This is a genomic window from Pontibacter sp. HJ8, from assembly GCF_054824225.1.
The window spans coordinates 1-10,831 of record NZ_JSYF01000029.1 but is presented as its reverse complement, the minus strand read 5'-3'; the positions used below and the strand labels follow the sequence as shown (position 1 = coordinate 10,831).

General features: G+C 53.5%; 9 protein-coding genes. 7 read left to right on the top strand and 2 right to left on the bottom strand.

From position 1 onward, the window contains the following. Window positions 1–86 precede the first annotated feature (86 nt). Window positions 87–572 carry a hypothetical protein gene (locus OB13_RS01530; RefSeq protein ID WP_461488381.1) on the bottom strand — a complete coding sequence of 162 codons (486 nt, stop codon included), beginning with the start codon at window positions 570–572 and terminating at the stop codon, window positions 87–89. Window positions 573–799: 227 nt separating this feature from the next. On the opposite strand from OB13_RS01530, the gene mfd reads away from it, so the two are divergent. From mfd to OB13_RS01505, 5 genes are all read left to right on the top strand, one after another. Continuing rightward, a complete protein-coding gene (gene mfd, locus OB13_RS01525) occupies window positions 800–4,171 on the top strand; it encodes a transcription-repair coupling factor (protein WP_461488380.1) in 3,372 nt (1,123 codons plus the stop codon). Between the two features lie 336 nt (window positions 4,172–4,507). Then, window positions 4,508–6,127 (top strand): PAS domain-containing protein, encoded by a 1,620-nt coding sequence (locus OB13_RS01520; protein WP_461488379.1) that lies wholly within the window; start codon window positions 4,508–4,510, stop codon window positions 6,125–6,127. Between the two features lie 72 nt (window positions 6,128–6,199). Beyond that, a complete protein-coding gene (locus tag OB13_RS01515) occupies window positions 6,200–6,607 on the top strand; it encodes a response regulator (RefSeq protein WP_461488378.1) in 408 nt (135 codons plus the stop codon). A 160-nt stretch (window positions 6,608–6,767) separates the two neighbouring features. Continuing rightward, entirely contained in the window at window positions 6,768–7,586 is an 819-nt protein-coding gene (locus OB13_RS01510) for a hypothetical protein (RefSeq protein ID WP_461488377.1), read from the top strand. A 241-nt stretch (window positions 7,587–7,827) separates the two neighbouring features. Continuing rightward, window positions 7,828–8,280 carry an acyltransferase gene (locus OB13_RS01505; protein ID WP_461488376.1) on the top strand — a complete coding sequence of 151 codons (453 nt, stop codon included), beginning with the start codon at window positions 7,828–7,830 and terminating at the stop codon, window positions 8,278–8,280. Between the two features lie 298 nt (window positions 8,281–8,578). Here the strand turns inward: OB13_RS01505 and OB13_RS01500 are convergent, their stop codons facing one another. Continuing rightward, window positions 8,579–8,932, bottom strand: a complete 354-nt coding sequence (locus tag OB13_RS01500; protein WP_461488375.1) for a hypothetical protein — start codon at window positions 8,930–8,932, stop codon at window positions 8,579–8,581. 41 nt (window positions 8,933–8,973) lie between these two features. On the opposite strand from OB13_RS01500, the gene OB13_RS01495 reads away from it, so the two are divergent. Together OB13_RS01495 and OB13_RS01490 are read left to right on the top strand one after the other, a co-directional pair. Next, window positions 8,974–9,588, top strand: a complete 615-nt coding sequence (locus tag OB13_RS01495) for a uracil-DNA glycosylase family protein (protein WP_461488374.1) — start codon at window positions 8,974–8,976, stop codon at window positions 9,586–9,588. A 59-nt stretch (window positions 9,589–9,647) separates the two neighbouring features. Further along, on the top strand, window positions 9,648–10,796 hold the full coding sequence (locus OB13_RS01490) for a pyridoxal phosphate-dependent aminotransferase (RefSeq protein ID WP_461488373.1): 1,149 nt from the start codon (window positions 9,648–9,650) through the stop codon (window positions 10,794–10,796). Window positions 10,797–10,831: the final 35 nt, after the last annotated feature.

Here is a 10,831-nt window from a genome sequence, read left to right as displayed (position 1 = left end):
ATTCGGACAGGTCGCGACCTGTCCCTACAGAGGGATGGTAGGCAGCTTGATATTTTGGAAAAGTATAGCCACCACTTGCGCTGGCGCTAAACTTGAGATAATGGAGCAGTCAGATCTTTTATTTCTATCTGAAGTTCCTGCGCAAAGGGCTCTAATTTGAGCAAAGCAATTTCTTTTTTGATCTCCTTAGATAATAAAATTTTTGTTTCGTCCTCTAACCAGAGGTAACCATCAAAGGAAGTGGAAACGGTCTGCCTCCAGGAGTGTCTTGAAGGCTGATGGATGGTTCTGTTCTTCTTCAGAAAGATACATTTTGCTCCTGGATAAGGCTCCTTCTCCCCGATTGTATACCCTAATACATTTACTCCGACGCTATAGGTACCTTTCTCCAAGTCGATTTCAAGGCACTTAAAGTATAGAAACGGGAAGATGCCTGCGATTATGAGTGTTGCCCCAGCAAATGGCTGTGTAGTGCATAGAGCAAGCCCTCCGATCGCGATAATGATCGCACATATTCTCACTCCTAAGCCCAAAGGCTCCGTTAATCGGTATCGAAGTAAAGTTGTTTTCATAATCACCATCTAAAAGAGTCAAGTATTATATTCTAAAAGTACAAACAATAAAAGTAATAATAACTTGTATGTTTTTTCAAAATCTAAAACTTCCACCGCAACCTTCTCCCCCTCCATCCTGTTCTGATAAAACATTATCTTGTAGTATCTTTGTAAAGAAGAAACAGCAGAACGCGACTTATCCAAAAGTCCTGTGTTCTGCATTTGTTGTTTTGTGATAGCACTGAATGAAAGTAACTGATTTTTTAGAGCTTTACCGCCTCGACAGCGTGGTGCAAACCATCGCCGAGCGCCTCAAAGCGGATAAACCCTACCGCCTGCAGCTCAAGGGCATGGCAGGCAGCCACGACGCCGTGTTGGCTTCGGCCGTCTATACCTTGAATTCGCAGCATCAACTCTTCGTGCTGCACGACAAGGAGGAGGCGGCCTATTTCTATACCGACCTCAAAAACCTGCTCGGCGACGAGAAGGAGGTCATGCTGTTCCCGACTTCGTACAAGCGGCCCTACAGCTTCGACGATACCGAGAATGCCAACATCCTCATGCGGGCCGAGGTGCTCAACCGCCTCAACACCAAATCCGACAAGGGGGAGCTCATAGTCTCATACCCTGAAGCCCTGACGGAGAAAGTGATCAACAAAAAATCGCTGGTGGAGAACACGCTGGGCGCCAAAGTAGGCGAAAAGCTGGATACCACCTTTCTGAGCGAAATGCTGGCCGAGTATGGCTTCGAGCGGACAGAGTTTGTGTATGAGGCAGGTCAGTATGCCGTACGCGGGGGTATCGTGGATGTGTTTTCTTACGCTAACGACCTGCCCTACCGCATCGAGCTCTTCGGCGACGAAATAGAAAGCATACGCACCTTCGACCCCGACACGCAGCTGTCCGTGGAGACAAAGAAATCGATTTCCATCATACCCAACGTACAGACCAAACTGCTGCAGGAAACCCGAGAGGCTTTCCTCGACTTTCTGCCCGGCAACACCACCCTCTGGTTCAAGGATGTGCGGCAGACGCTGGATGTGATCGATGAATATTTCGACAAGGCCTCGCATGCTTTTGAAAAGCTGATGGCCGGCAGCGGCGGCACCCAGATCGTGTCGGACCCGGAGCAGCTCTTCCAGACGCAGAAGCAGTTTAAAAAGCTGCTCGACAGGTATACCGTGGTGGAATTTGGCAAGCGCTTCCATTTCCGGGAGGCCGAGGTGCTGCAGCTGCAGTCCAAGCCCCAGCCGTCGTTCAACAAGGACTTCAACCGGCTGGTAAAGGACCTGCACGAGCAGCAGAGCAAAGGCTTTGTCAACATCATCGCCACTGATTCGCCCCGCCAGATCAACCGCCTGACCACCATCTTCGATGAGTTGGACCACGACATGCGATTCCAGCACCTGGCTGTGTCGCTGCGTGAAGGGTTCATTGATGATCAACTCAAGATCACCTGCTATACCGATCACCAGCTCTTCGACCGTTTTTACCAGCACAAGGCTAAAGAAGGCCGCTCCAAATCCAAAGCGATGACGCTGAAGGAGCTGCGCACCCTGCAGCCCGGCGACTACATTACCCACACCGACTATGGCGTAGGCCGCTTTGCAGGACTAGAGAAGGTAGAGGTAGGTGGACGATTGCAGGAAGCCATCCGCCTGGTATACCGCGATGACGATCTGCTCTATGTTTCCATCCACTCGCTGCACAAGATAAGCAAATATAGCGGCAAGGAAGGCGGCCCGCCGACCATGAGCAAACTGGGCTCGCCGGAGTGGGAAAACAAAAAGAAAAAAGTAAAGAGCAAGGTAAAGGACATCGCTGCCGAGCTCATCCAACTATATGCCAAGCGCAAAGCCGCTCCCGGGTATGCCTACACGCGGGATGGCTTCCTGCAAGCCGAGCTGGAGTCGTCGTTCATCTACGAAGATACCCCGGACCAAGCCAAGTCGACGGAGGATGTGAAAGCTGACATGGAGCAGCCGCACCCGATGGACCGCCTCGTATGCGGCGATGTGGGCTTCGGCAAAACGGAAATAGCCATTCGCGCGGCCTTCAAAGCGGCCTGCGACGGCAAGCAGGTGGCCGTGCTGGTACCGACTACCGTACTGGCCATGCAGCACTTCAAAACCTTCCGCGACCGCCTCGAGCAGTTCCCGGTCACGGTAGACTACATCAACCGCTTCAAAACAGCCAAGGACATCAAGAACACCCTCAAGCGGGTTTCGGAAGGCAAAGTGGACATTCTCATCGGCACGCATCGCATCGTGAGCAAGGACGTGCAGTTCAAAGACCTGGGCTTGCTAGTGATAGATGAAGAGCAGAAGTTTGGCGTGAAGACGAAGGAGAAGCTCAAGGAGATGCGCATCAATGTAGATACCCTCACCCTGACGGCTACGCCTATACCGCGCACGCTGCACTTCTCGCTGATGGGTGCCCGCGACCTGAGCGTGATCGCTACGCCGCCGCCCAACCGCCAGCCTGTGCAAACGGAGCTGCATGTGTTTGATGAGATCCTGATTCGTGATGCGGTGATGGCCGAACTGAAACGGGGCGGACAGGTATTCTTTGTGCACAACCGCGTGAAGGATATCGATGAGATTGCCAACATGATTCTCAAACTGGTGCCGGATGCCCGCATCACGTTTGCGCATGGTCAGATGGACGGGGAACTGCTGGAGAAACGCATGATGAAATTTGTGGAAGGCGAATACGATGTGCTCGTGTCCACCAACATCATCGAATCCGGCCTCGACATCCCGAACGCCAACACCATCATCATCAACCGCGCGCACATGTTCGGCCTTTCGGACCTGCACCAGATGCGGGGCCGTGTGGGCCGCTCCAACAAAAAAGCGTACTGCTACCTGCTCACACCACCTGTAGCCGGCCTGCCAATCGATGCCCGCAAGCGCCTGAGCGTGCTCGAAGAGTTCTCCGACCTCGGCGAAGGCTTCAAGATTGCCATGCGCGACCTCGATATACGCGGGGCCGGCAACCTGCTGGGCGGCGAGCAAAGCGGCTTCATCAGTGACCTTGGCTTTGAGATGTACCACCAGGTACTCGACGATGCGATCAAGGAACTGAAGGAAACCGAGTTCCGGGACCTGTTCCTGAAAGACAACCTGGCCGAGTTCATAGAGCCGGTGCGCGATTGTAACATCGAGACCGACATGGAGGTGCTCATACCGGACTGGTATGTGAGCAACATTTCGGAGCGCCTGAGTCTCTACAGCAAGCTCGACAGCACCAAAGACCTGCAGGACCTCGAGAAGCTCCGGGCAAGTATCGTGGATCGGTTCGGGCCGCTGCCGGAAGAAGTGCAGAAGCTGGTCGAAATCGTGAAGCTGCGCTGGCAGGCGCAGCAACTGGGCTTCGAAAAGCTCACCATCAAAAAAGAGGTGATGAAAGGCTACCTGCCCAGCGAAAACAACGATGCCTACTTCCAGTCTGAGACCTTCGGCAACATCCTCAAGTACGTGCAGCAGCATTCGCGCCGCTCCCGCCTGAAGGAAGCCAAGAACAAGCTCATCGTCATTGTAGAGGACATACAAGGTATAGCCGATGCGCGTGAGGTGTTCGAGGGATTTGGCGTGGCAGCGACCGCCTCTGCCTGAGCCTTCGCCCTCTGCGCACTCCCGTACAGGAAAATAACTGAAAAGACACCGCCTGCAACTATACGCTGGCCGGTGTCTTTTCAGTTATAATATAGAGCGCTCTGGATCCTAATACGGGCCTGCATACCTGCACAATCATACATTCCGGTGAAAACAATCAACCTGCCAGGCTTTGCGTGATTGATCAGCAAATATCAGGTATCCAGCACATTACAATTACACGAGCTATACCCGCAGCCATTTAACCTGATCTTTATGGCAATTTTCCGGCTTAATTTTAGTATTTTAGAAGCTATCCACCGCTACGAAAACAACACTTAGATATTTTCTTCTCCTGTGCAGAAAAATTTTACAACATCCGCCCCGGCATTTGGCTCTGTTTTTCGGGCACTCCCGGGCCTGTACCTACTACTGTCTCCCGAACTGAACATAGTAGACGCCACAGATGCCTACCTCCGGAACACGCTGGTTTCCCGCGAAAATCTGGAAGGCAGGTATATTTTCAGCATTTTCCCCAACAATCCGGCCACCCCGCTCCATAACTCTGAAGAACTGGGCCTTCAGTCGCTGAATCATGTCCTGAAATATAAACAAGAGCACACGGTGCCCACCTTTCGCTATGACATTCCCCTCCCCCCCGAACAGGGCGGCGGGTTTGAAGAGCGGTACTGGAGCTCAACCAATGTACCGGTACTGGATGAGCAAGGCCAGGTGCAGTACATCATACACGAAGCACGCGACATCACAGATAAGGTGCTCAATGAAGCCAGCTGGCAGCAAAGCCAGCTACGCCTCAACCTGCTCTCAAATGCCATGAAAGCAGTGGCCTGGGAATACGACATCCTGAACAACAAGATGACGTGGGGAGCAGGCCTGCAGGAGTTATTCGGCTATACGCCGGAAGAAATGGGCTCCGGCGGTGAATCCTGGGATGCCCGCGTACATCCCGACGATTTTAAGGCAGTACAGCAAAGTATAGAGGAAGCCATCCGGCAGCAGCAAACCACCTGGACCGGAGAGTACCGCTTCCGGAAAGCCGACGGTACGTACGCCTACATTCTGGACCAGGGCTACACGGTGTACGACAACCACGGCAAGCCGGTGCGCACCATCGGTTCTATCATTGACATCACACAAGGCAAGGATACGGAGAAAGCACTGAAGGAAAGCGATGCCAGGTTCCACCACCTGCTGGACGTACTCCCGCACATGGCGTGGACGGCGACTCCCCATGGTAAGATATTGTTTTTCAACGACAACTGGTATAGCTATACCGGCATGAAGCCCGGTCAGACAGAGGGCTGGATCAGTGTGATACATCCCGAAGACTCTGCTACTGTGCTCACCAGCTGGCATAATGCGATTGCCGGCGGCCAGGGTTTTGAAATAGAATACCGCATCCGTAACTACTTTGACGGCACCTATCGCTGGTTTCTGGAGCGGGGCGTACCCATGCACGATGCGCACGGTAACATCACCCTCTGGATGGGCACCTTTACAGACATAGAGGAACAAAAACAGAGCCTGGAGCAAAGCAACCGCGAAGACCAGCGCCTGGAAAACATGCTGCGCCTCTCACCAGTACACCTGTGTGTGTTCCAGGGGCCCGACCACACCTGCCGCTATATTACGCCCGGCGTGTACAAAATATTTGGCAACAGGAACTACATCGGCAAGCCGGCCCGCGAGCTTTGGCCGGAGCTGGAGCCGCTTGGTTTCCTTGACCTGCTGGAGGAGGTATACAGCAAGGGCAAAACCGTTCACATCAATGAGTTTAAAATCCAGATAGATGAGCCGATGGACAATACGCGCAAAGATGCCTACTTTAACTTCAAGTACCAGCCGATGCTTGACAGCGAAAATCAGATAGAGGGCATCATGGTTTCAGCGATAGAGGTGACCAATCTGGTAAAGGCAAGGCAGAGCGCCGAAGCCCTGGCGAAGAAGGCATCATGAGAAAGCAGGATATTTACCTTTACTTTAAACAAAAAAGGGTGTAATTTGTAAAAGGAGTTTTAAGCTAAAACTATGAAATCAGTAAAAACTATACTTCTGATCGACGACGATGACACCACCAATTACCTCAACCACCGCTTGCTGGCCCGCATGGAGGTTGCTGAAGACATTCGTGTTGTCACGAACGGTGAGGAAGCACTGGATTACCTGGTGAAGGCCTTCAGCGGTGCAGAAGGTCATCCCCGCCCGGATCTCATCTTTGTAGACATCAAAATGTCGGTCATGGACGGATTCGAATTTTTAGATGAATACCAAAAATTCGACGAAGAGAAGAAGTTGCGCACAGTCATGCTGATGCTGACCTCTTCGGCCAGCTTCTACGATCTGGAGCGGCTCAAGAATTATCCCGAAGTACGGAAGCATTATTCAAAGCCACTGGCAGAAGGTGATGTGCGGGAAATCATGGAAGAGTATTTTTAGGTTTCTTCCCTATCGCATAATTCTTGAAGAGGTGCCCGTCCCAGGAGCACCTCTTCTCTTTTACAGCTATTCTTTGCCAACTATAGCATTTGGAACCCGTAAAAAATAGCAACCGCTCTGTGCGGTTGCTAAGTAGAACGGATTAAAAGAGAATAGAATTATGGAAAACCGAGATGAAAACTACGGCAGCACTGGAGCTGATAACCAGCGTATAGGCCGGGAATTATATAAGAAAGACCAGCAACAACAACCAACCCGCTACGGTTACCGCGGACAGCCGGAGAAGAAATGGGACGAAGGCAACTTCTTCCATACCGGTCCCAGCCCGAGAGGCGCCCAGGACAGAGGGCACCAGCCGCGAAGCACGGATCATCCCAGAGGAGGAAGCAGTAATACGTCTTATCGGGTAGATGAAGGTGCCCGCTTAGGCGACCACTACGGCAGCCAGCCTGGCAGTGCATACCGCAACGAGAACCGCTACCTCAACCACGGTGACAGAACGTACGGCAGCCCGAGCCAGCAAAATTATCGCCAGCCCAGCCAGGGAGGTTCCCTGCCCGGCAACTACAACGAGCCCCCTACCTCGCAGGACAGCCTGTGGCGCGAGGGCCCCGGCACCCGCAGCCGTTACAAGGAAACAGACTTCCGGTATGGTAGCGGCTCCCACAACTGGTACCGTGAAGGTCGCTACTCCCCTGATGAGGCCCCTAAAAGCACCGACAACCGTGGCTTTTTTGAAAAGGTACGCAATACCTGGGACGACATCATGCATGCGGATGACACGGAGTATCAAAGCAAAAATCAGAGCAACAGGCGCGCAGAAAACCTGAGCAGCAGACAGCGTTACGGTTCCGAGCCCTACCAGGACAGGAACTTTGACCGGGGCTACGAAGGTGGGCCGCGTTGGGCCGATGAAACAGACAGCGGCAAGGATAATTACTTTGATGACACCGACCGAAGCCAACGTTACCGCAGATAACGCGTATAAATTTTTATTAGGTTACTTTGGTAGTAGATCAAATAAAAAGAAGCCCGCCCTGTACAGGACGGGCTTCTTTTTTGCTGCCTCCTATACTTCTCAGGAACATCCGCTAAACCCAGTTCGTAAACCCAAGTTCGGTGTACTGCCGGGCACCCGCCTGCCTATACTTGCGAGTAGAGGCAGCACAACCCTGCGCTATACCTGAAGCATATTTTTTTACCTTTAAAAGCAACAAGAGATGCATCACGAGGAAGAAGAAAGACATCATGAGCGGCATGAAAGGCCGCAGCACCGGCACGAGCGCCCCTGGCGCGAAGACTATGGGCATCAGCAAAACTTCAGAAGCCGCTGGGAAGAGCCCCAACCCTTTATGCATGACAGGGAAAGACGTGATTATGAGGAAAGCCGTATACAGCGACAGCAGCAGCACCCGGACAACAGGGAACACAGGCAACAGGACCAGACCCGGGAAGCGATAAGCAGGCATCAGCATGGCTTCTCAGATGATCACCGCAACCAGCACAGCCACGAGGAGCAACGCGAATGGCACAGCGAAGACAACAACTATCACCCCGACAACCAGCACGCACGCGACCGCTGGCAGCAATCCGAGCACCTGCCCCCGCTGCGGGAGCAGCGGCACCGGGGCCTGAGCCGCCGTGACAGAGACTGGGATGAGCGCGGATGGTAAAGCCAAAGCACATCCGGCAATGCCCCTGAAGCTTATAAACCAAACGGGCTTCAGGTGCATTGCCTTTAAAAGCGCCCCCTGAGGCCTACCCCGAAAGACACCAGCTCCGGTATACCTGGCACCAGGTTGACAGACAGATCACTTTGCTGCGTGAGCTGGTAGTTGTACTCAGACTCGCCTCCATACCAGTAGAATTTGTACTGTCACTTCTGGCTGCGGTTGAAGTAGCCATCGTCTTCATAGCCCTCTACCTGGTTCTAGTCGCGGCGATACACCAGCGTAGAGCCCAGGCCACCGTTCAGCGAATGCCTGCCTGTCCGGAAGATCTGCCTGCGTAACCCGATATGAGAGAATCCGGCCAGCAGCGAGGCGCAGTCAGCATACATCCCTGCTCTACCCGTACACTGATGACATCGCGCACTACAAAGCGGTCGTACCCGGCTATCCCGCCATAGTTGAACACCAGGTACCCTTTTGTATCCGGCCTGTTGCGGAATATATCTGGACACTGTGTCTCGCGCAGGTGCACCGACAGGCCAAAAAATTTCATTGTAAAAGCATTCTTATACCGCACAGCTTCCTGTGCCTTCCCGGAGAGAGGGAGCAGCAGAGCAGCCAGCAGCAGAAGGAGAAAGTGTATTTTGTGCTGCATATAAAGCGATTATACTTCTGTCAGCGCAATTGATTAAGCGCATGTTTGTACCTTTGTCCTTATCACGCAACAAGATGGAGCCACTCGAAAATTTACTGCAACAGGTTCGGGCCTGCCGTATCTGCGCGGAGCAGCTGCCGTTGGGGCCGCGGCCTGTGCTGCGTGCTGCGCCTTCGGCCCGGCTGCTGATTGTGGGGCAAGCGCCGGGCACCCGGGTGCATGCCAGCGGTATCCCCTGGGACGATCAGAGCGGCAAGCGGCTGCGGCAGTGGATGAACGTCTCGCCAGAGATCTTCTATGACGAGAGCAAAATCGCCATTGTACCGATGGGCTTCTGCTATCCTGGCAAAGGCAAGAGCGGTGACCTGCCTCCCCGCCCCGAATGCGTACAGCACTGGCACCGGCAGTTGCTACCTTTGCTGCCTGACATACAGCTGACACTGCTGGTGGGCAAGTATGCACAGGACTACTTTCTGGGAGCTTCTGCCAAACCGACCTTAACAGAAACAGTGACCGCCTGGGCAGACTACCTGCCGACGTACATGCCGCTCCCTCACCCTTCGCCGCGCAACCAGTTCTGGCTGAAACGGCATCCCTGGTTTGAGCAGGACGCGGTGCCTGTGCTGCAGCAGCTCGTGGCGGAGGTACTGCGATAAACTTCGCCTTGCTATATTCGTTGCAAGTACTATCTTCGTTTGTCCTAATTCACCCGGATATGATCAACTACCCAACCAGTAAGCTGCCTGACGTAGGCACCAGCATCTTTGCTGTGATGTCGGCGCTGGCTAATGAGCACCAGGCGATCAATTTATCGCAGGGCTTCCCTGATTTCAATTGTCCGGAAGAACTCATCACACTTGTCAACAAGTATATGCAGGAGGGCTACAACCAGTATGCCCCCATGCCGGGCATGCCGGCGCTGCGCCATAAGATCAGTGAGAAAACGGAGAAAGTATACGGCTACCGGCCCGATCCGGACCAGGAAGTAACCGTGACTTCGGGTGCGACAGAAGCGCTGTTCGCGGCCATTACGGCCGTGGTAAAACCCGGAGACGAGGTGGTGGTGCTGGAACCCTGCTACGATAGCTACGCGCCTGCCATCCGGCTGTCGGGTGGCGTGCCCGTGTATGTGCCGCTGGCTTTGCCGGACTTTCACATAGACTGGGATCTGCTGAAACGCAATATCTCTTCCCGCACCCGGCTCCTCATCCTCAACACGCCGCATAACCCGACAGGGGCCGTGATGTCACAGGAGGACATGCAGACGCTGGCCAACCTCACCGATGGCACAGACATCCTGATCATCAGTGACGAGGTATACGAGCACATGGTATTTGACGGGCAGCCGCATGTGAGCGCACTGCAGATCGAGTCGCTGCGACAGCGTTCGTTTGTGATTTCCTCTTTCGGCAAAACCTATCATACCACCGGCTGGAAGATCGGGTATGTGATTGCACCTCCGGCCCTGACAGCCGAGCTGCGTAAAATGCACCAGTTCATTACTTTCTGCACGGTCACCCCGCTGCAGCTGGCCCTCGCCGATTACCTGGACAGGGAAGAGCACTACCGCTCGCTGCCGGATTTTTACCAGGCCAAGCGGGACCTGTTCTGCGAATTGGTGCGACCATCGCGGTTTGAATTGATACCATCGGCAGGCACTTATTTTCAGCTGCTGAAATATGCCCCTATCTCCCAAGAACACGACCTTGACTTTGCCCGCCGCCTGACCAAAGAAATTGGGGTAGCATCCGTCCCGGTTTCCGCCTTTTACCACAACAAAACCGACCACCACTACCTCCGCTTCTGCTTTGCCAAAAGCGAAGACACCCTGCGGCAGGCCGCCGAAAGGCTGGTGAAGTTGTAAGGTGGGATTGTTGATTGTTGATTGTTGATTGTTGA

Coding starts and splice junctions, on each gene's coding strand:
- OB13_RS01510 (WP_461488377.1), top strand. CDS start 6,768: ATGGAAAACCGAGATGAAAACTACGGCAGCACTGGAGCTGATAACCAG.
- mfd (WP_461488380.1), top strand. CDS start 800: ATGAAAGTAACTGATTTTTTAGAGCTTTACCGCCTCGACAGCGTGGTG.
- OB13_RS01505 (WP_461488376.1), top strand. CDS start 7,828: ATGCATCACGAGGAAGAAGAAAGACATCATGAGCGGCATGAAAGGCCG.
- OB13_RS01495 (WP_461488374.1), top strand. CDS start 8,974: ATGTTTGTACCTTTGTCCTTATCACGCAACAAGATGGAGCCACTCGAA.
- OB13_RS01500 (WP_461488375.1), bottom strand. CDS start 8,932: ATGCAGCACAAAATACACTTTCTCCTTCTGCTGCTGGCTGCTCTGCTG.
- OB13_RS01515 (WP_461488378.1), top strand. CDS start 6,200: ATGAAATCAGTAAAAACTATACTTCTGATCGACGACGATGACACCACC.
- OB13_RS01490 (WP_461488373.1), top strand. CDS start 9,648: ATGATCAACTACCCAACCAGTAAGCTGCCTGACGTAGGCACCAGCATC.
- OB13_RS01530 (WP_461488381.1), bottom strand. CDS start 572: ATGAAAACAACTTTACTTCGATACCGATTAACGGAGCCTTTGGGCTTA.